This window comes from Chitinophaga sp. NPDC101104 (genome assembly GCF_050277495.1).
GTDB lineage: Bacteria > Bacteroidota > Bacteroidia > Chitinophagales > Chitinophagaceae > Chitinophaga.
In genome coordinates, this window is record NZ_JBNNSF010000002.1 from 54,219 (window position 1) to 73,958 (window position 19,740).

The 19,740-nt window shown below is 54.8% G+C and carries 17 protein-coding genes; 10 read left to right on the forward strand and 7 right to left on the reverse strand.

The genetic code is table 11. The features are described 5' to 3' along the window. Positions 1–143 precede the first annotated feature (143 nt). Complete coding sequence (gene purL, locus ACQKLP_RS18795) at positions 144–2,366, forward strand: phosphoribosylformylglycinamidine synthase subunit PurL (RefSeq protein WP_427324408.1); 2,223 nt, start codon at positions 144–146, stop codon at positions 2,364–2,366. Between the two features lie 172 nt (positions 2,367–2,538). After that, positions 2,539–3,123 carry a hypothetical protein gene (locus ACQKLP_RS18800; RefSeq protein ID WP_427324409.1) on the forward strand — a complete coding sequence of 195 codons (585 nt, stop codon included), beginning with the start codon at positions 2,539–2,541 and terminating at the stop codon, positions 3,121–3,123. Here the strand turns inward: ACQKLP_RS18800 and ACQKLP_RS18805 are convergent. The 3 genes from ACQKLP_RS18805 to ACQKLP_RS18815 all read right to left on the reverse strand — a co-directional run bounded on the left by ACQKLP_RS18805 (position 3,106) and on the right by ACQKLP_RS18815 (position 8,420). Beyond that, positions 3,106–4,197 (reverse strand): PepSY-associated TM helix domain-containing protein, encoded by a 1,092-nt coding sequence (locus ACQKLP_RS18805; protein WP_427324410.1) that lies wholly within the window; start codon positions 4,195–4,197, stop codon positions 3,106–3,108. The genes ACQKLP_RS18800 and ACQKLP_RS18805 overlap by 18 nt on opposite strands. Beyond that, positions 4,197–6,539, reverse strand: coding sequence for a TonB-dependent receptor (locus ACQKLP_RS18810; RefSeq protein WP_427324411.1), 2,343 nt, complete (start codon positions 6,537–6,539; stop codon positions 4,197–4,199). Before ACQKLP_RS18810 ends, ACQKLP_RS18805 begins: the two co-directional genes overlap by 1 nt. 639 nt (positions 6,540–7,178) lie before the next feature. Further along, complete coding sequence (locus tag ACQKLP_RS18815; protein WP_427324412.1) at positions 7,179–8,420, reverse strand: aminotransferase class I/II-fold pyridoxal phosphate-dependent enzyme; 1,242 nt, start codon at positions 8,418–8,420, stop codon at positions 7,179–7,181. A 155-nt stretch (positions 8,421–8,575) separates the two neighbouring features. On the opposite strand from ACQKLP_RS18815, the gene pafA reads away from it, so the two are divergent. The 3 genes from pafA (at position 8,576) to ACQKLP_RS18830 (ending at position 11,849) form a co-directional block, all read left to right on the forward strand. Then, entirely contained in the window at positions 8,576–10,237 is a 1,662-nt protein-coding gene (gene pafA / locus ACQKLP_RS18820; RefSeq protein WP_427325059.1) for an alkaline phosphatase PafA, read from the forward strand. A 118-nt stretch (positions 10,238–10,355) separates the two neighbouring features. Beyond that, on the forward strand, positions 10,356–11,129 hold the full coding sequence (locus ACQKLP_RS18825; RefSeq protein ID WP_427324413.1) for an enoyl-CoA hydratase/isomerase family protein: 774 nt from the start codon (positions 10,356–10,358) through the stop codon (positions 11,127–11,129). Between the two features lie 57 nt (positions 11,130–11,186). Beyond that, positions 11,187–11,849 carry a hypothetical protein gene (locus ACQKLP_RS18830; protein ID WP_341841094.1) on the forward strand — a complete coding sequence of 221 codons (663 nt, stop codon included), beginning with the start codon at positions 11,187–11,189 and terminating at the stop codon, positions 11,847–11,849. 352 nt (positions 11,850–12,201) lie between these two features. Here ACQKLP_RS18830 and ACQKLP_RS18835 read toward each other — a convergent pair whose 3' ends face one another. Further along, positions 12,202–12,594, reverse strand: a complete 393-nt coding sequence (locus ACQKLP_RS18835) for a hypothetical protein (RefSeq protein ID WP_427324414.1) — start codon at positions 12,592–12,594, stop codon at positions 12,202–12,204. Positions 12,595–12,822: 228 nt separating this feature from the next. Between ACQKLP_RS18835 and ACQKLP_RS18840 the strand changes: the two genes are divergently transcribed. The 3 genes from ACQKLP_RS18840 (at position 12,823) to ACQKLP_RS18850 (ending at position 15,946) form a co-directional block, all read left to right on the forward strand. Continuing rightward, positions 12,823–14,193 (forward strand): tetratricopeptide repeat protein, encoded by a 1,371-nt coding sequence (locus ACQKLP_RS18840; protein ID WP_341841092.1) that lies wholly within the window; start codon positions 12,823–12,825, stop codon positions 14,191–14,193. A gap of 197 nt (positions 14,194–14,390) precedes the next feature. After that, positions 14,391–15,155, forward strand: a complete 765-nt coding sequence (locus ACQKLP_RS18845; RefSeq protein ID WP_126246825.1) for a phosphosulfolactate synthase — start codon at positions 14,391–14,393, stop codon at positions 15,153–15,155. A gap of 68 nt (positions 15,156–15,223) precedes the next feature. Continuing rightward, positions 15,224–15,946, forward strand: a complete 723-nt coding sequence (locus ACQKLP_RS18850) for a shikimate dehydrogenase family protein (RefSeq protein WP_427324415.1) — start codon at positions 15,224–15,226, stop codon at positions 15,944–15,946. Here ACQKLP_RS18850 and ACQKLP_RS18855 read toward each other — a convergent pair. Both ACQKLP_RS18855 and ACQKLP_RS18860 read right to left on the reverse strand, forming a co-directional pair. Further along, positions 15,943–16,542 (reverse strand): redoxin domain-containing protein, encoded by a 600-nt coding sequence (locus ACQKLP_RS18855; RefSeq protein WP_427324416.1) that lies wholly within the window; start codon positions 16,540–16,542, stop codon positions 15,943–15,945. The two genes, ACQKLP_RS18850 and ACQKLP_RS18855, sit on opposite strands and share 4 nt — an antisense overlap. Positions 16,543–16,550: 8 nt before the next feature. After that, a complete protein-coding gene (locus tag ACQKLP_RS18860) occupies positions 16,551–16,922 on the reverse strand; it encodes a hypothetical protein (RefSeq protein ID WP_427324417.1) in 372 nt (123 codons plus the stop codon). 154 nt (positions 16,923–17,076) lie between these two features. On the opposite strand from ACQKLP_RS18860, the gene ACQKLP_RS18865 reads away from it, so the two are divergent. Next, on the forward strand, positions 17,077–18,027 hold the full coding sequence (locus ACQKLP_RS18865; RefSeq protein WP_427324418.1) for a nitrilase family protein: 951 nt from the start codon (positions 17,077–17,079) through the stop codon (positions 18,025–18,027). Here the strand turns inward: ACQKLP_RS18865 and ACQKLP_RS18870 are convergent, their stop codons facing one another. Continuing rightward, a complete protein-coding gene (locus ACQKLP_RS18870; RefSeq protein ID WP_427324419.1) occupies positions 18,028–18,828 on the reverse strand; it encodes a class I SAM-dependent methyltransferase in 801 nt (266 codons plus the stop codon). Positions 18,829–18,935: 107 nt separating this feature from the next. Here ACQKLP_RS18870 and ACQKLP_RS18875 point away from each other — a divergent pair, with 107 nt between their 5' ends. Continuing rightward, complete coding sequence (locus ACQKLP_RS18875) at positions 18,936–19,640, forward strand: hypothetical protein (protein WP_427324420.1); 705 nt, start codon at positions 18,936–18,938, stop codon at positions 19,638–19,640. Positions 19,641–19,740: the final 100 nt, after the last annotated feature.

Below are 19,740 nucleotides of genomic sequence, written 5' to 3' on the forward strand. Positions count from 1 at the left end.
CGGCCAAATATTCGAAGGCCGGAACCCTTCAAACTGATATATTAAAAAATTTATAATTCGTATGAAGGGCTTTCGTGTTCCGTCTTGTCAATTGATAGAAATCTATGTAGTTTTGCATCTTCTTTTATAAACCTTCTCAATTCATGCAAACGACCACAGTTGAAACCGCCGAACAGTTAGGACTGACAGCAGACGAATTTGAACGCATAAAATCCATCCTGGGCCGTACCCCCAATTTCACCGAACTGAGCATGTACTCGGTGATGTGGAGCGAGCACTGCAGCTATAAGAACTCCATCGTATGGCTGAAAAGTCTGCCCCGGGAAGGCGGTAGGCTGCTCGTGAAAGCTGGTGAGGAAAACGCCGGTCTGGTAGATATCGGCGACGGCTGGGCCTGCGTATTCAAAATTGAATCGCACAACCACCCCTCGGCCCTCGAGCCCTTCCAGGGCGCAGCCACCGGGGTAGGAGGTATCCACCGCGATATTTTCACCATGGGCGCCCGCCCCATCGCGGCCCTCAACTCCCTGCGCTTCGGCAACATCAACGATAAAAAGAACCAGCACCTCCTCAAAGGGGTGGTACACGGCATCGGCCATTACGGCAACTGCTTCGGCGTACCCACCGTGGGCGGTGAAGTATATTTCGAAGACTGCTACGGCACCAACCCCCTCGTGAACGCCATGAGCGTGGGCGTACTGAAAGTAGGCACCATGGTTTCCGCCACCTCCCACGGCGCCGGTAACCCCGTATTCATCGTAGGCTCCGCCACCGGTAAAGACGGCATCGGCGGCGCTTCCTTCGCTTCGGCAGACATCACCGAAGAATCCGCCAAAGATCTCCCGGCCGTTCAGGTAGGAGACCCCTTCCAGGAAAAGAAACTCCTCGAAGCCTGCCTCGAGCTCGTTCCCACCGGCGCACTCGTTGGTATGCAGGACATGGGCGCAGCAGGCATCACCTGCTCCACCGCCGAAATGTCTGCCAAAGGAGAACACGGTATGATCATCCACCTCGACAAGGTGCCCACCCGCCAGGCTAACATGAAAGGCTGGGAAATGCTCCTGTCCGAAAGCCAGGAACGCATGCTCATCGTGGTCCATAAAGGCCGTGAGAAAGAAGTCCTCGATATCTTCGAAAAATGGGACCTCCACTGCGTGCAGATCGGTGAAGTAACCAAAGAGCCCATCCTCCGTTTCTATATGAACGGTGAGCTTGAAGCCGAAGTGCCCGCAGAAAGCCTCGTGCTCGGCGGCGGCGCTCCCCAGTACCACCGCGCCTACGTAGAGCCCAAATACTTCGAGAAAGTTAAACAGTTCGATATCCAGAACGTTCCCGATATCGCCGATGCGAAGAAAGTGGGCGAGAAGATCGCGCAGCTTCCCAACATCGCGTCCAAACGTTGGGTATATACGCAGTACGACAGCATGGTAGGTACCGCCAACGCCAGCACCAACGCCCCTTCAGACGCGTCTATCGTTGCCGTGAAAGGGTCGAAGAAAGCGCTCGCCGTTACCACCGACTGTAACTCCCGCTACGTACACGCCGATCCCCACACCGGTGGCCAGATCGCAGTGGCCGAAGCTGCCCGCAACATCGTTTGCTCCGGCGGTGAGCCCGTAGCCATCACCAACTGCCTCAACTTCGGTAATCCTTACGATCCGGAAGTATACTACCAGTTCGTACACGCCATCCAGGGTATGGGCGAAGCCTGCCGCAAGTTCAACACCCCCGTTACCGGCGGTAACGTGAGCTTCTACAACCAAAGCCCCGACGGCCCCGTGTACCCCACGCCCACCATCGGTATGCTCGGCGTGCTCGACTCCATGGACCAGCGCATTACCCTCGATTTCAAAAACAACGGCGACCTCATCTACCTCGTAGGCCGCAGCTACAACGATATCAGCAGCTCCGAATACCTCCACAAGCTCATCGGCGTGGAATTCAGCCCGGCTCCGCACTTTAACCTGGAAGAAGAACACCGCCTCCAGCAAGCCATCACCAAGCTCAACGCCGCCGGCCTGATCCAGTCCGCGCACGACGTGAGCGAAGGCGGCCTCTTCATCACCCTCCTGGAAAGCGCCATGGCAGGTAAATCCGGCTTCGACGTTCACACCAATAAAAAATTCCGCAAAGATGCCTTCCTCTTCGGCGAAGCGCAATCCCGCGTGGTAGTGTCCGTAAACCCGGCAGACAAGGAGAAATTCGAATCGCTGCTCCACGGCCTGGTAGACACCTCCGCCACTTCCGTTCGCTTCGAACTGCTCGGTACCGTTAAGGGCGACAGCATGATCATCGACGGCGAAAACTGGGGCAACACCGCAGACTGGAAAGTGAAGTACGATACGGCCCTCGAAAGCCACCTGTAATTCATCAAGTCATTTTTATAAGGAGGGCTGGTCGATTGACCGGCCCTTCCTGTTTTCAGCCGTTCCGGCATTCCGTAAACCCAATCCCTCCATCCGTTAATTCCCTACCACAGCCTGCACTCCGCGTTTTAGCTTGCGTTCAGAAAAATCACCCCATCAACCTTCAACATTTATGAAAAACATTTTTGTAATGCTTTTGACGACCGTCCTTTTCACCCTATGCGCATGCAGAAAGGAAGGCCCCGCCGGGCCTGCGGGGAAAGACGGGGAAAACGGCAATGCCAACATCACGGCAAAGAAATTCACCACCATGGCGTCTACCTGGAAATACCCCGGCCATTACGCCCTCGATTACGGCAACAACCAGGTGAAACTGCATTTCAGCAAGTACATCACCGTGGAAGCCCCCGAGATCACGAAAGACGTGATAGACAACGGTTTGGTGCTTGTGTACATGATCCCGAAAGGCGTGCACAACTGGATGCCGCTGCCACTGTCTTTCCAGGCCGCATCGCCGTCGGACGTGGTGCATAATTTCGCATATGAATATAGGCAGGGTACCCTCACCATTCATTACTACTGGACCGCCAATACTACCGGGAAACAGGTGCCCGACGGACTGGAAACCACGCTCATGCCGTTCTATAACTTCCGGTACGTGGTGGCTTCCGGCGTGATGACAGACAAAATGAAAGCATCCGGGGTGAATACCCAGGACCCCGTTGCCGTAGAACTGGCGTTAAGCGGCAGGCCGTAAACGTTTGGTTATCCGGCCCCGGCCTGTCATCCATTTCCGGCGGTACCAGATGAGGATGCCGGACAGCGCAAGCGCTCCAGGCGTTAATCCCAGTAAACTATAGAGGACTTTCAGCGGAATGCCGCCGTAGTTGCCGAAATGAAGCGGCTTCACGGCGGCGTCCCATTTTACGGACAAGGGAGCGTCGCTGAAAATGGTTTTCTTCACCACTTTCCCGCTGTCGGAAGAAAGGGAAACGGTGGTGCCGTATTCCCCGAAGATCAGCGGCTCGCCCGCGTTCCCGAGGAAAAGGACAGGCCCGCCTTCCGTTCGCGGCGGCCGGATGGCCATGATGGTATAAGCGGGGATCGCGGAATGGGCTTTCGCAGTTAAAGATTCGAAGTCGATGGTGGTGGAAACCGCTACAGACGGGGCTTTCTTGCCGACCCTCGCACCTACCACCTTCCATTGGATAAGGATACCGGTGATGACGATCAGCAGGTTGAACACCAGCGACCATACGCCCACGATGCGGTGGAGGTTCCTCCATCGCCGGCGGCGGAATTTCCATTCGATCTTATCGCGGAAAGTGAGCACTTTCCATAGATGCTTCCGGTACACGTACAGCCCCGTGGCAATGGCCACCAGCATCACCGCCGCCATGAATAGGATAATGATGGACCCGTTGCGCCCGCTCATGAGCGTGAAGTGCAGGTAGAGGAGAAACCCTGTGAAATAGTCTTTATTGCCGCGCGTATGCAGTATTTCGGCGGTGTAGGGGTTCACATACACGTATACCTTGTTCTCCGCGCTGTATTCCGCGCGCATCACGAGCGCCTCTTCCGGCGCCTGCGGCATGCGCTGGAAAGTAAGGTAAGGGTTGCCGGGAAGGGCTTTGGAACCGGCTTCATACAACGTGTTGAGCGATTGGCGCCGGCCCTGCGGCTCCACGTGGAAATACCGCTCGTTCAGCGCGTGATCGATCTCGTCGCTGAACACGAGCAAACTGCCCGTAAAACTCAATAGCAGGAGGAAGCCCCCTGCTATTAAACCTGTGACCCGGTGCCACTTGAATATCTGTTGCGATAATTTCATTAAAAGTCGTACGTGTACTGTAAGTTAAGCCGCACACCGTTGCCTTTGATATAATTTTCGTTGCGGGCGTTCCACTGCGAAGTTACGGTATAGTAATCTTTGTTGAACAGGTTGTCTACGCCGAGGGAAAGTCCGCTGTGGTTGTCGAGCTTCAGGTTGGAATACAGGCTGAAGATCGCGAAGCTGTTCACCGGCCCCTGTGCATACGCGTATTTGCCGTTGGCGCCGGGCTTGAAACGGTCGCGCTTCAGGGCCTGGAGCATCTGGAGGCGGAGGCTCCAGCTTTCTACCGGACTGTATTTCACGTAGGCCGTCACTTTTTGGGGAGAGATGCGGTCGCCGCCGATCCAGGCGTCTTTTTCATCTTTGTAATTGCCGTTGCCGTCTTTGTCGATCTTGCCTTCCACGAAGGAGTAGGAACCGCCGGCGGAGAGGTTTTTCAGGATGCGTGCGTCTGCCGCGAATTCGAAACCGTATACTTTTTCGGGATTGCGCTCGATCTCGAACCTGCCGTCGATCTCCGTGTAGGCGGAACCGAGAGCGGACCTGCTGATGTAGTAGCTGGCTTCGAGGCTCACCGGGCCGAGGGTGCTGCTGGCGCCCACTTCGTAGTTATGCGCGATCACCGCTTTTGTTTTCAGCAGCGAAAGCGTGTTTTCCTTCGCGGAGCGCAGGGTGCGGCCCAGGTCGGCGATGGAAAAGCTCTGCGAATAGCTCACGAAGGGCCTGAAGTACGTCCATTCGTTGTAACGCAGGCCTGCATTGTATACCAGGGCGTTGTAGCTGAGGGACCCGCCTTTCACGGGCACGCCGCCCACATTGTATTCGCCGGTGGAATTGTTTTTGCTGACGATGGTCGTGAAATCGGGAACGTCGATGTTGATGTTCTCGAAACGCGCGCCGGCTTTCAGTACCCAATGGCGGAAAAAGGTCGTTTTCAGTTGAGCATAGGGCGCGTAGTTGCGCATGTCCATTTCTGGCACCCAAACGCGGCCGTCTACCAGGTCCTGGTTCGTGATATCGTTCATGAAATCCAGTCCGTACACCGCCTGGATGTCCACGTTCTTTCCTGCATGGACGGGGCTGCTAAGGTTGATGCGCAGGCCGCTTTTCTTGCTGTTGATCTGCGATTGCCCGCCGCCTTTCCAGGAATCCACGAAGCTGTAGATCGTCCGGAAGCGCTGCATGTAAAGGTTCACGTCGAGGTCCGTTCCGCCCACGATGCCCTGGCTGCTCCAGTGCACGCTGGCGTTATGGTTGTAGGGCGTGCCTTCGGGCGATCCGGGGCGCACGCCGGGAACGCCGATAGACGGTGTGTCGAGGTAACGGCCGGTTTTGAGGACGTAATCGCTTTTCTGCTGGCTGCCGAAAAAGTTGTACATCACTTCCACGCGGTTTTTTGGGTTTATGGTGTACCCGATCTTCGCAAAGCCGTTCCAGAGCTGGGTTTCGCCCAGTCCATATTCCGGCGAGATGATGCCGCCTTTCGCGTCTTTGTACACGCCGGTCTGTTCGTAATGCCCGGATACGACGAAATCGAATTTGCCCGCGGCGCCGGAAAGCAGCTGGCCGAGCTGGAGGCCGCCGGTATGTTGCGCGTCTTTCAGCTGGGTCGTAACGCCCACGGTGGTTTTGCCGCTGAGGGGCTTGCCGGGCTCGCCTTTTTTGGTGATGTAGTTGATCAGCCCGCCGTCTGACCCGTTGCCGTAAATCGACGTCGCGCCTTTGATGACTTCCACACGCTCGATGGCCGAGGGGTCGATGGTGCGCATGTCGCGGCCGCCGGCGCGCAGGGGCGTGGATTGCGGGATACCGTCCACCATCACGAGGAGGTTACGGCCACGCAGCGTTTGCCCGGTATTGCCGGTCTGGTTGCCGCTGAACCCGAGGCCGGGAACGGTGGCGGCGAGGATGTCCATGATATTGTTGCTGATGCCTTTCTGGGTCTCCAGTTCCCTGGGGCCCACGATGGTGATCGAGGAAGGCACTTCGTCGAGCGTTTCTTTTCTGCGGCTGGCAGACACGACCACTTCATTCAGATCGCCGCTGGATTGCAGCGTAATATCGGTGATGGTCGTATCTATCGAAAATTGTGCTACCTGTTCGAGGCTTTTCTGGCCTACGCCGGAAATGCGGATGGTATGTCCGCCCTGGGGCGCTGAAAGTATGAAAGCCCCGCTGGCATTGGCTACGGTGCCTTTTTTAAGTTGCGGGATGCTGATGTTGACGAATGGAACGGGCTGGCCCTGGTCGTTGCGGACCGTGCCTTTGAGGACGCCCTGCTGCGCAAAAGCGCCCGAAGCGCCGGCCGCCAGCAAAACAGTGAAGATTACAGATCTCATGCAGATGTTGGTTACGGAAAAAAGCTTCGCAAAGGTAGTTTCATCCGTTCCGCCGCTGTTTACGCAATCGGGAAAAATATCGATCGTATGCGGAAATACAGCGGCAGCAAGGCTTTGAGCGACAATCATGTAGCAATTGTCATTTTAACAGCTCCTTAACGAAATACAACGTTCGTGTTATGGCTGCATACCGGCAGGAATGCTATTTTTGGTAAGCTTGTGAATGTTCTCAATACCCATGCAAAAGTGCATGCAAACACAAGGTTTTCAACTCTTTGAACAAACTGACTTATCATATTCATTTTAGATAGGGCGCACGCCGTCCCTGTTCTATGACAGCCCGTAAACTTATTTGAATTTTTTATTACCATGTCCTACTGAACGATCGATTCTTAAGATCATGTATTACACCTAGTGAAAGAACGATTTGTTTGCTTGGGGCTGACTAACCATCAGCCCCCTTTTTTTGCCCGGACCTTTCCCGAATTGTTAATCAATTATTGTTAAGCCGGCAGCTGTGCAGGGCCCGGCCGCCGTTGTGTCACTCCCCTTCAGCTTTTCATGTAAAGCCGCGCGGAAAAAAGAAAGGCGCTCCCTGCGGGAACGCCTCTCTGCCTTCGATATGTCTCGAATATTTTATTAAACTACCGGGATTTCCGCTACGGCATAAGCTTTCGCGTCCAGCTTGGCTTTGGTTTCGGTGAAGGCTTTGAGCGTCAGCTCGATGTCTTCATCGTTATGCGCCGCGGTGGGGATGAGGCGGTAGATGATCTGCCCTTTCGGGATAACGGGATATACCACGATGGAGCAGAAGATGTTGTAATTCTCGCGAAGGTCCAGGCACATGGCCGTTGCTTCGGGGATATCGCCCTGGAGGTAGATCGGCGTAACGGGTGAGTTGGTGCTGCCGATGTTGAAACCCCTGTCGCGCAGGCCTTGCTGCAGCTTATTCACGTTGCTCCAGAGTTTGGCTTTCATTTCGGGGTGCGTACGCATGAGCTGCACGCGTTTCAGGTGCCCGATCACGATGGGCAGGGGGATGGATTTGGCGAAGATCTGCGAGCGCATGTTGTAGCGCAGGTAGTTGATGATGGCTTTGTCGCCGCTCATGAACGCCCCGATGGATGCGCCGCTTTTCGCGAAGGTGTTGAACAGCAGGTCGATCTTGTCCTGAACGCCCTGTTCTTCGCCGGTGCCGGCACCGGTTTTGCCCATGGTGCCGAAGCCGTGGGCGTCGTCTACCAGGAGGCGGAATTCGAAACTATCTTTCAGTGCTGCGATTTCTTTCAGTTTGCCCTGGTCGCCCGCCATGCCGAATACGCCTTCGGTCACAACGAGGATGCCGCCGCCGCTGGTCTTGATATATTCGGTGGCACGGCGGAGTTGTTTCTCACAGTCTTCGATATCGTTATGCTTGAACACGTAGCGGTGGCCCTGGTGGAGGCGCAGGCCGTCGATAATGGAAGCATGGCATTCCGCGTCGTACACGATCACGTCCCTGCGGTTGCAGATGGCGTCGATGGCGCTCATGATGCCCTGGTAGCCGTAGTTGAGAAGGGTAGTGTCTTCCTTGCCCATGTAATCGCTCAGTTCTTTTTCGAGCTGCTCATGGTAATTGGTATTACCGCTCATCATACGGGCGCCCATGGGCGAGGCGAGGCCATAGTCCGCCGCCGCTTTGGCATCCGTAGCCCTTACCTCGGGGTGGTTGGCCAGGCCCAGGTAGTTGTTGAGGCTCCATACGATCTTTTCATTGCCCCGGAATTGCATGCGGGGGCCGATCTCGCCTTCCAGTTTGGGGAAAGCAAAGTATCCATGGGCGCGCTCGGAGTGCTCCCCGATCGGACCCATATGCTTCAGCAGTTTCTCGAATATGTCCATGTGATGATTAAAATGAAATTAAAATTTGACCACAAAGGTATTAAAATATTATTTTTTGTAAACTTAGGTTACTTTTACACCCTATTTTTTCCACGTCAGAACGGACCCATTCGTAAAAAGGAACTAATTCAAAGCGTAATATGAGCCGTATTAAAATGTTAGCCGTATTCCTGTTAATGGCGGCCCCGGTTGCTTTTGGACAAAAAGCCACCTCGCCCACCAAGGGCTTTCCGCCCAATTACGGGAAAAAAGCAGAAAATCATGTGGCCCGACCCAAATTAGTGGTGGGCATGGTAGTGGATCAAATGAGATGGGATTTCCTCTACCGGTATTATGACCGCTATACCAATGACGGTTTTAAACGCCTCATCAGCGAAGGCTTCTCCTGCGAAAACACGCTGATCCCCTATACGCCGACCATCACCGCCTGCGGCCACACCTGCGCCTACACCGGCTCCGTTCCCGCCATACACGGCATCATCGGCAATAACTGGTACGATCGCAACACCGGCCGGTCTATGTACTGCACCGAAGACTCCGCCGCCACCTCCGTCGGCGGCAGCGACGCCGCCGGCCGCATGAGCCCCAAAAACATGCTGACCACCACCATCACCGACGAACTGCGCATCGCTACCAACTTCCGCAGCAAAACCGTTGGCGTGGCCATCAAAGACCGCGGCGCCATCCTCCCCGCAGGCCACACCGCCAACGCGGCATACTGGTTCGACGGGGTGACCGGCAACATGATCACTTCCAATTTCTACATGAACGAACTGCCGGCCTGGGCCAACGCCTTCAACCGCCGCCAGCTTCCCCGTGAATATATCTCCAAACCCTGGACCACCCTGTATCCTGTAGATACCTACGTGCAGTCCACCGCCGATGAAAAGCCCTACGAAGGCAAGTTCAAAGGCCAGGACAACACCAGCTTCCCGCATGAACTGGCCGGCACCGCAGGCAACGCTTTCGGCATCCTCGCCTCTTCACCCTTCGGGAACACCTACACCCTCGAGTTCGCCAAAGCCGCGCTCGAAGGCCATGGGCTCGGAAAAGGCCCCATCACCGACTTCCTCGCCGTAAGCCTCTCGTCTACCGACTACATCGGCCACCAGCACGGCCCCAACTCGGTTGAAACCGAAGACGCATACCTCCGCCTCGATAAAGACCTCGGCGCATTCTTCAAGTACCTCGACCAGAAAGTCGGCAAAGGCCAGTGGCTGTTCTTCATCACGGCAGACCACGGCGTGGCGCACGTTCCCGGCTTCATGCAAGAAAACAGGATGCACGCCGGCCTGTGGGACGACGGTGCCATGGTAAAAGCGATGAACGCCGCGATCGAAAAGGAATTCGGGTTCAAAAAAGCGATCATTTCCTCGTATAACTACCAGTTCTGGCTGGATAACGAAGGCCTCATCAAAGCCGGGAAACTGGCCGACGTAAAGGCGTTCATCCTCCGCGAAGGACTGAAATACCCCGGTGTGTCCAACATCGTGGACCATCACGCGCTGGGCTCCACCGCGCTGCCCGATCCGCAACACGGGATGCTGACCAACGGCTACAACGTGCTGCGCTCCGGCGATATCATGGTGATGCTGCAACCGGGTTGGTTCGACGGCGGCAAGACCGGGACCACCCACGGCCAATGGAACCCTTACGACGCGCACATTCCCCTCGTATGGATGGGCTGGGGCGTGAAACCGGGCAAAACCAACCGAACCACGCATATGACCGACATCGCGCCTACCGTGGCCGCCATGCTCCGGATCCAGATGCCGAGCGGTAATGTTGGGCACCCGATCACAGAGGTTTCCCACTAAGGAAAAAAGATAAAGCAAAATCAGGGCGCCCCGGCTGTAAAACAGTTGGGGCGCTTTGTTTTTCATCTAGTTATACATGGGTATAAAACGTTAAAAATAATTCCTGTACATTTGGCGCATGTCAGGTATTACCTATGCGGTGGCGGGCCGGATCGCCACCATCACGCTCAACCGGCCGGAAAAGCGCAACGCGCTCAACGGGGAGGTGGTGCATGCGCTGCGCAAGGCTTTTGCGCAGGCGGAGGCAGACGGACAGGTGAAAGTAGTGGTGCTGGCCGCCAGCGGAAAGGCATTCTGCGCCGGGGCCGACCTGGATTATCTCCGGCAGCTCCAGCAGTTCGATTTCGAGGAAAACTATGCCGATTCCCGGGAACTGATGCAGTTATTCCGTGAAATGTACGAACTTAAGAAGCCCGTGATCGCGCAGATAGAAGGGGATGCCCTGGCCGGAGGCTGCGGTCTCGCTACGGTGGCCGATCTCAGTTATGCCGTTCCGGAAGCCCGGTTTGGGTATACGGAGGTGAAGATCGGGTTCGTGCCGGCGCTGGTAAGCGTTTTCCTCGTCCGCAAGATCGGGGAGGGCAGGGCCCGGGAGCTCATGCTGACTGGCGCCCTGGTGCCGGCGGAAACGGCGGAAAGATATGGGCTCATTACAGCCGTGGTGCCGGCAGACCGGATCGCAGGACATGTGCAGGAAATGGCGGAGCGCCTCTGCAATGAGGCTTCGGCAAATTCCCTGACAGTTACCAAACAATTGATTGCCAACGTTTTCGATACATCGCTCGAAGACGGGCTCGAAGCAGCGGCCCGTACCAATGCCGAAACCCGGCGCCATCCCGATTGCCAGAAGGGGATCGCCGCTTTCCTGGACAAAAAGAAACCCGAATGGTAAGGGAAAACAGCCGTTTGGCATAGATTTTTCATTTACCATCCTTAACAATCAACTCATATGCGAAAAATGTCACCTCTCCGCCTGCTGGTGTTGGCCATGATCCTGGCCGCATCGTTGCCGGCTTCGGCGCAGCGGACCATTTCGGACGCCAGGATCGCCTATAAGGTGGAAATGCCGCCCGAACAATTGCAGATGGAGGCCATGTTCGCCGGAAGTTCCATGACACAATATATCCGCGGCAATCTCAGCCGGGTAGACATGAACTTCAACGTGGTGAACTACATCTACCTCATCAATTCCGAGAAGGAAGACGTCATTACGCTGATGGACAACCACGGCGACAAGTACCTCATCCGTACCGATAAAAAGACTTATGAAGCGGATGTGAAGAAATTCTCGGCCATTACCTTCGCCGACCAGGCAGAAACCCGCGAGATCGCGGGCTACAAATGCCGGAAGGCGATCGGGACGATGCCTGACGGGGCCACTTTCGAAGTGTACTACACAACAGACATTATCCCCGAGAACCCCTATTACAATCGCCGTTTCCAGAACCTGAAGGGTATACCGCTGGAATACGAGATCGTGACGAAAACAGGCGCTAAAATGCGCGCAATCGCCACGCGGGTAGACCTCAGCCCCGTTCCGGCCTCCACGTTCGACGTGCCCCGCGGCTACCGCGAGATCACGGCCGACGAACTGAAACGGATCAGGGGATAAAGAAAACGTCAACTTATCGAAACCGCGGACCGTTCCGCGGTTTTTTTATGCCGTGAAACGGCAGATTGCTGCGAGCAGCAACTAAAACCAATGCAACTATCAAAGAAAGGTGGCCGCCGCAGCCGCCATGATCAGGTTTTTGGGCGAGAAATAGTCGTTCCCTGCCAGCCTGAAGCCTGTTCTTCTACTTCCGCCGATTTAACCTGGGGGCCTCCGCTGTAAGTCAATGTGGTTTGAGGTTCTCCAACGTAAGGTGTAAAACCAGAGCAGGGCAAGGGCCGGGATTCCTCCCGGACATGAAAAAGGCCGCCTTGCGGCAGCCTTTCCATAAAATCTCTTTTCAAAAGGAACCTTACCCTTTTCTGAACGGAAGCTTCACCTGCAGATGATGATACTGCATGTCCGGTGCCGGAGTAACCTGCGGCGCCACCTTGCCAGCGTAAGGGAGGATATAGGTAACGTTGCCTTTCCTGATCGTCATGGTAGACTTCACATTCACGGCATTGTCAGAGCTCAGGTTGAAAGTTTGTTTCAGGAAGCCGCTCGCGCGGGAGCCGGCGTCCAGGCTGAGGCTGGTTTTCGGCATCGCCGTAAAGCGATACGTGCCTTCGCCTTCGGTCCTCTTCGTTTTGTCGTTGTTGTCGAAGTATTCCGGTTCTGCTACGCCAAGATCATGGGCGTGCACCCGGATGCCAACAAGGAACAACGCGCTCACCAAAAGGCAAGACATTGAAACTGTGCGCATTATGATTTTGATCGTTGTCATGGTACTGCAAATATACGAATTATTTATCTATCATAAGATAATCCTAACGCAAGATAAGCACTTATCTTAAAAAAATGTTAAAAAATACACGAACGGTACACACCAACTGGTTTGGTGGCGGTGTGAAAATCCCATATATTTACATTAATGAATCACGATTTCCCATCATTTAACGAGTTTAACGAGGATTTTGAAGATTTGAGGGACTTGCTTCAGCAATTTGAAAATCTTAAGGAAGGGCGCTCCCACGCCTTTCTGGACGAAGATTCCTTTGAACAGATCATTGACTACTATGATGAGCACGACGAACTGAACAACGCCCTCCAGGCCGTAGAGTTCGCCATCGAGCAGTTCCCCTTTTCTTCCGCACTGCTCCTGAAAAAATCCGCACTGCTGATCGAGACCAAGAAATACCGGGAAGCCCTCGACCTGCTCGAAAAAGCCGCACTCCTCGATTCCAACGATATCAACCTGTACATCCTCAAGACAGACGTCTATCTCGCCATGAACCAGCACGAGAAAGCCGCTGCCCTGCTGGAAGAACAGATTCAGCACTTCGAAGGCGAAGACCGCACCGATCTCCTCCTCGAACTGGCAGACGTGTACGACGATTGGGAGGAATTCGAAAAAGTGTTCGACTGCCTGAAAATGCTCCTGGAATACGATCCCAACAACGAGGAAGCACTCCACAAAATCTGCTTCTGGACAGAGTTTACGGGCCGTAACGAAGAAAGCATCCGCCTTCATACCAACATCATCAACGAGCACCCTTACAACCAGCTCGCCTGGTTCAACCTCGGCACCGCTTACCAGGGGCTCAAGTTGTACGAAAAATCCATCGACGCCTACCAGTACGCCGTCGTGATCGACGAAAAGTTCGATTACGCTTACCGGAACATGGGCGACGCATATATCCGTCTCCGTAAGTACAACGACGCTATCGAGGTGCTCCAGAAACACCTGGAGATCGCCAAACCGGAAGACGTTATCTACGAAGCCATCGGCCATTGTTACGAGAAAATGCGCAAATACACACAGGCGCGTTATTATTACCGGAAAGCCGTGCATTTAAGCCCGAGCGACGATAAGCTGTATTTCAAGATCGCCAAATGCTACATGACGGAGGAAAACTGGGAACACGCCGTGCGCGCCATCCAGTCGGCCCTCCGGATCAACAAGCAAAGCGCCGAATACAATATTACCCTCGGCCAGTGTTACCTCGAGATCGGGATGGACAAGGAAGCACTCGTCCATTTCCTGAACGCGGTACGCCTGAGGCCCTCCAGCACTTCCGCCTGGAAGGAGCTGATCCGCGGCCTGTTCCTCGGCGGCCATCTGGACGAAGCCATGCGCCAGCTGGACGATGCCGAAGCCAAAGTGGGCCGCAAGCCCGTGTTCGCCTATTACAAGGCCGCCATCCTCATTGCCATGGGCCGCACCAAAGACGGGCTCCTCCACCTGGAAACCGCCCTGCAGCTCTTCCCGCGGCAGGTGAAGCGGTTCCTGGAACTGGACCCATCGATCCTGCAACATCCCGTTATCGTGGAATTGATCGCCAGGTACAGGCGGAAACGCTGATCGTCGTCATTTTTTCCCCACCTATCGGTATTACTTCTTATTTTTGCCGCGGTTTTTTATTTTGTTACGACTTTAAAAGCCAACTGACCAATCCATTTTAGAGCAGGCATCGCTCTGTACGGAGGATTGTAAACAACACATTGTCCGATACTTAGAAGAGTGGTGATGACCTTTCAGAAGAATATAAACCGTGAAAAATGAATTTTAATCTGACGCAAATTCCGGAGAGAACCAGCAAGCCGCGCAGCCATGGCCTTACCATGGTGATGGACAAAGGCCTGAGCGTAGAAGAGGCAAAGAATTTCCTGTCCGCCGCGGGCCCGCATGTGGATATCGTGAAACTCGGTTTCGGCACTTCTTTCGTCACGCCCAACCTGCGCACCAAGATTGAAATGTACCAGGCCGCCAATATACCCGTTTATTTCGGCGGCACCCTGTTCGAGGCTTTCCTCATCCGTAACCAGTTCGACGAATACGTTCGCGTGATCAAGGATTATGGGATCAGCTACATGGAAGTGTCTGACGGTTCGATCACCATCCCGCACGCAGAAAAATGCGGGTATATCGAAAAACTGACCAAGCACGGTCTCGTTTTGAGCGAAGTGGGCAGTAAAGACGCCGAGCATATCATTCCACCCTACAAATGGATCGAACTGATGCGCGCCGAACTGGAAGCCGGTTCCAGCTACGTGATCGCGGAAGCGCGCGAAGGCGGCAACGTAGGCATTTACCGCGGCAGCGGCGAAGTGCGCGAAGGGCTGGTACAGGAAATCCTCACCCAGATCCCCGCTGAAAAAATCATCTGGGAAGCGCCGCAGAAAGACCAGCAGCTGTACTTCCTGGAGCTCGTGGGCTGCAACGCCAACCTCGGCAACCTGGCGCCCAACGAGGTAATTCCCCTGGAAGCCATGCGCGTCGGGCTTCGTGGAGATACTTTCCACCTTTTCCTCGACAAAGAATAGTTTTCATACCGAACGGAAGGCCAGGGCCCGGCGCCCTGGCCTTTTTCAATGACCGTAAACCCTCCAACGTGCGATTATTCGGCCTCATCGGCTTCCCGCTCAGCCATTCCTTCTCCAAAGGATTCTTCACGGAGAAATTCTCCCGCGAAAACATCCCCGGCTGCGCCTACGAAAACTTTCCCATCCCCGATATTTCCGCATTTCCATCCCTCTGGGAAAACAACCCCGCACTCGAAGGCCTCAACGTCACCATTCCGTACAAACAGGCCGTCATGCCCTATCTCGACGAACTGACCGATGCCGCCAAAGCCATCGGCGCCGTCAACTGCATCCGCCGGAACGGGAAACGCCTCATCGGCCATAACACCGACGTGCTGGGGTTTGGCAGATCGCTGCAACCCTTGCTGGCGGCCCATCATACGCAAGCGTTGGTACTCGGTACCGGCGGTGCGGCACAGGCGGTAAAATATGCTTTGACTTCGCTGAACATCCCATACACCGAAGTGAGCCGCAGCGGGCCCGTTACGTATGAAGCGGTGACGGAAGAAATGATGCGGTCGCACAAACTGATCGTGAACACCACGCCGCTGGGCATGTATCCCAATGTGGACGCGGCTCCGCCGCTGCCGTACACGTTCGCGGGACCGGAGCATCTGTTCTACGACCTGGTCTACAACCCCGCCGAAACGCTTTTCATGAAAAAAGGCCTGGAACGCGGGGCTGCCGCCAAAAACGGGCATGAAATGCTGATCCTCCAGGCAGAAGCGTCCTGGGAGATATGGAATGATTAATTTTCCCTGATGAGCGCTTCCACCTGTTGCACGAACTTTTCTGAATCATAATTCGCAAAACCCGTATGGTGAAAGCGGATGCGGCCTTGTTTGTCCAGCACCACCGTGGTGGGCAGCGTTCCGCTGTAGACTTCGGCGGGCACGCGGCCGCTGGCTTTGTAGAATGGTACCGTGAATTGCTCTTTTTGCAGGTAATCGAACGCGGCGGAAGCGTTGTCGTCTTCGTTGATCGTCAAAAAGAAAATCCCGGGATCGTTTTTGAATTGACCGTACAGCGACTCGATCGACGGGAATTCCGCCCTGCAAGGCGGGCACCACGATGCCCAGAAGTTGATGAAAACGACTTTCCCCCGCAATGATGAAGTGTGTTGCAAATTCCCATTCCCGTCTTCGAACGCGAAATCGACGGCCGGCGCGGCCGGTGCTTCCTTTTCCATGCTGGCATTGAAAAGGCCGGTGCGCATGAGTTGCCGCAGCGTCCAGGATTTGGCACCGGGGCTTACGAAAAGCACCACTGCGGCAATGCCCATTAATAAGGTAAACCCGTGTTTCCGGAGGAGTTGTAACCCGTTTTTCAATATCGCCCGCTGTTGCATGCTGATGTTCAGAGACTTTTGAATGCGGGGATTTCGTCCAGGCCCATATACACGGATTTCCCTTTTTCCTTCGCTACCTGCAACATGTAATCTGCCCCGGAAGATGGCCCTCCGATCCGCACCACTGCGTCGCAAAAATTAATGAGGTTCGCGGCGATGGGGTGGAAGATCTCGTTGAAAATATCATCGCCCATTTCGCGGGAACCCGCTTCTTCGATGAGCGGCAAAGCCACCCATTCGCCCATCATCGGGATGTGGCCGCGGCGGTACACGGCCAGCGAGGCTTTCGTCATTTGTTTCACATTGGCTTCGATGAGCGCCGGATCGTCGTTGGTACCGCTGCGGTAAGGGCCGGCTACCAATATCATTTGTTGTTGCATGTTGGAGCAATTTTCGGGTTTGATGATCGGAGCGATAAAGGTACGCGTTGACGGCGGATGCGGCGTGTTGACGAAAAGTTAAAATATTCGGCGGAGGATAGATGCTGCTAACGGAAAACCACTAATTTCGAAGTTCACCTCTCAAACGAAAAGCATGGAAAAGCTCAGGATCGCCACGGCACAATTCGAGAACCGCAGCGGCGACAAGCCATATAATCTCAACATGATCGACGAAATCGCCGGAAAGGCCGCCAGTGAAGGCGCGCAGGCGGTTGCGTTCCACGAATGTTCCATCACCGGGTATACCTTCGCCCGGCATCTCGACCGCGAACAGTTGACGGACATCGCGGAATTCATTCCCGACGGGCCGAGTATTAAAAGGCTGCAGGAGATCGCCGCCAAACATGGTGTGGCCATCCTGGCGGGACTTTTCGAGAAAGATGCGGAGGGAAATCTGTTCAAGGCATATGTGTGCGTAGACAAAACGGGGCTCCTGGCGAAATTCCGGAAGCTGCATCCTTTCATCAATCCGTACCTGACGCCGGGCAGTGAATATTGCGTGTTCGATCTGTATGGGTGGAAGTGCGGTATCCTGATTTGTTACGACAACAATGTGGTGGAGAACGTCCGTGCCACGAGGCTCCTGGGCGCAGAGGTGCTGTTTATGCCGCACGTTACCATGTGCACGCCGTCTACCCGGCCCGGCGCGGGTTTCGTGGACCCTGCATTATGGCATAACCGCGAAAACGATCCCACGTCGTTGCGCTTGGAATTCGATGGCATGAAAGGCCGTGCGTGGTTAATGAAATGGTTGCCTGCGCGTGCTTACGACAACGGGATGTACTGTGTTTTTTCCAATCCGATCGGTATGGACGACGACCAGTTGAAGAATGGCTGTTCCATGATCGTGGACCCCTTCGGCGATGTGCTCGCAGAATGCCGCAAGCTCGATGACGACTTCGTAGTTGCGGCTCTTACGCGTGAAAAGCTCACCCAGGCAGGCGGGTACCGCTACATCCGCGCGCGCCGCCCGGATCTGTACGGCAGCATCATCGCGCAGCCGCATCGTCCGGAGCAGAAAGTGGTGTGGATGGATAAGAAATAACTAGGCTTTCGGCTTGATCATGTAATACATGCAGGTGGTGAAGAAGTTGCGCACGAACGGCAGCTTTTTCATCCAGCCGAACTGCTCGCGCGGTTGCAGGTTGAATTTGTATTTGTAGATAGGATTGATGAGGTAATATTTCCGGCGGGTGATGTCATAACCCGTACGCGCCGCGATTTTCTCGAACCGTTCGATGGAAATGCCCGTATCCACGAGCTCCATCAGTTCGGTGATCGTGCCTTCGCTTTCTCCGGCGGATTTCAGCAAACCGCGGTACAGCGGGCGCGGCAGCAGATGAATGTAGGGGAGGAAGCTCAATACCTTGCTGGCGCAGATCTGCTGGTGCCCGCCGTGCGGCATGTACCATGGCGGAAATCCGAAGTACACCTGGCCATTGGGCGTGAGCAGTTCTTTCAGGTAAGCGATGAGTTTGTCCTGGTCGGGAATGTGCTCGATTGCGTCTTTGAGAATGATGAGATCGAACGAATGCCGGAACTCGCCGGCGAAATCCACGTCGTAGATATTTTTGGCGATCAGCTGTAACTGGCCGCTGGCCACGTAATCGCCGAGGAACTCCTTCGCCAGCTCGATGCGCTGGGGCCATAGGTCGACACCCACGCAAAAGCTTCCCTGTTCGAGAAAAGGGGTGAGCACGCCGCCTTCGCCGCAGCCGATTTCCATGACCCGGAGCCCTTTCATTTCGGGGAATTCCTGGGCGATGAACGGCAGTACATAATTCCTGGAATTATCCACTTGCTGTTGATATCTGAGCGTTGCGTCGCTGTGCTGTTTTAGTGCCATGAAGGTGTGATAGCTGAAAAATGCCGTGAAAATATAATTTTTTTTCAAGTGACGATGCGCTTGATCCGGTTTCATTACATTTGGAATGATTTTAGTCTGATTTCAGCATGTTCAGAATGATGATGATCGCCCTGCTTTGGGCCATACCTTCCCTGGCGCAGCAAAAGGAAATCGCCCGGATTTGGGCGACCTACGATTCTTCCTCCGTGGCGGAACTTTACAGCAGTACCCGTATCGGGCTGACAGTGAAGTATGCCGACAGCTCGGAACGCAGGACGGCAGGGCTTCTCGGCGGAGACATCCGCTGGAACCAGGTGCAGGTGCAAACCCCGCACGGCGATGTCCGCAACGGCGTGCTGCAATTCTCCCGCAACGCGGCGCGGCCGGATAATTACAAGCTCCGGCTCCAGGTCACGTTTTCCGACCGGCCGGGAAAGCCATTCGAAACCGATCTCCAGCTCCCTTATCTCACGGGTATCCGCTTCCGGCATTACGCCGACAGCCTGAAACGCGGCATTCATTTTTACCTGAACGTGGAAGGGATTTACAACAGCGGGAAAATCTATCCGCTGGATACGACGCGGATCCGCTTTAACGCAGACCAGGGAAAGATCCTGGGGCAAGACCTCCTCATCCCCCTGACCGATTCCACCACGCAAATTATACATGTTACCGCGGTATACCGTGGCGATGCCGCCATCCGCGCGGAATCAGACATTCCGGTGAAGATTTTGCCGGACGACGAATCGCTCATCATCCAAAACCCCGACGACGTTTTCAGGCCCGCAAAAAAGAAGAAAAAGCGGCAATAACAACGGTGCCGTATAAAAAATAACGCGCTGAAATGGAGCAGGGTAGCGGGTTTGACAAGATCGATCGAAGATTGCCGGCGAAAATATTTGCAAGTAATGT

Coding starts and splice junctions, on each gene's coding strand:
- ACQKLP_RS18865 (WP_427324418.1), top strand. CDS start 17,077: ATGGAAAAGCTCAGGATCGCCACGGCACAATTCGAGAACCGCAGCGGC.
- purL (WP_427324408.1), top strand. CDS start 144: ATGCAAACGACCACAGTTGAAACCGCCGAACAGTTAGGACTGACAGCA.
- ACQKLP_RS18810 (WP_427324411.1), bottom strand. CDS start 6,539: ATGAGATCTGTAATCTTCACTGTTTTGCTGGCGGCCGGCGCTTCGGGC.
- pafA (WP_427325059.1), top strand. CDS start 8,576: ATGTTAGCCGTATTCCTGTTAATGGCGGCCCCGGTTGCTTTTGGACAA.
- ACQKLP_RS18805 (WP_427324410.1), bottom strand. CDS start 4,197: ATGAAATTATCGCAACAGATATTCAAGTGGCACCGGGTCACAGGTTTA.
- ACQKLP_RS18855 (WP_427324416.1), bottom strand. CDS start 16,542: ATGCAACAGCGGGCGATATTGAAAAACGGGTTACAACTCCTCCGGAAA.
- ACQKLP_RS18835 (WP_427324414.1), bottom strand. CDS start 12,594: ATGCGCACAGTTTCAATGTCTTGCCTTTTGGTGAGCGCGTTGTTCCTT.
- ACQKLP_RS18870 (WP_427324419.1), bottom strand. CDS start 18,828: ATGGCACTAAAACAGCACAGCGACGCAACGCTCAGATATCAACAGCAA.
- ACQKLP_RS18875 (WP_427324420.1), top strand. CDS start 18,936: ATGTTCAGAATGATGATGATCGCCCTGCTTTGGGCCATACCTTCCCTG.
- ACQKLP_RS18860 (WP_427324417.1), bottom strand. CDS start 16,922: ATGCAACAACAAATGATATTGGTAGCCGGCCCTTACCGCAGCGGTACC.
- ACQKLP_RS18815 (WP_427324412.1), bottom strand. CDS start 8,420: ATGGACATATTCGAGAAACTGCTGAAGCATATGGGTCCGATCGGGGAG.
- ACQKLP_RS18800 (WP_427324409.1), top strand. CDS start 2,539: ATGAAAAACATTTTTGTAATGCTTTTGACGACCGTCCTTTTCACCCTA.
- ACQKLP_RS18825 (WP_427324413.1), top strand. CDS start 10,356: ATGTCAGGTATTACCTATGCGGTGGCGGGCCGGATCGCCACCATCACG.
- ACQKLP_RS18845 (WP_126246825.1), top strand. CDS start 14,391: ATGAATTTTAATCTGACGCAAATTCCGGAGAGAACCAGCAAGCCGCGC.
- ACQKLP_RS18830 (WP_341841094.1), top strand. CDS start 11,187: ATGCGAAAAATGTCACCTCTCCGCCTGCTGGTGTTGGCCATGATCCTG.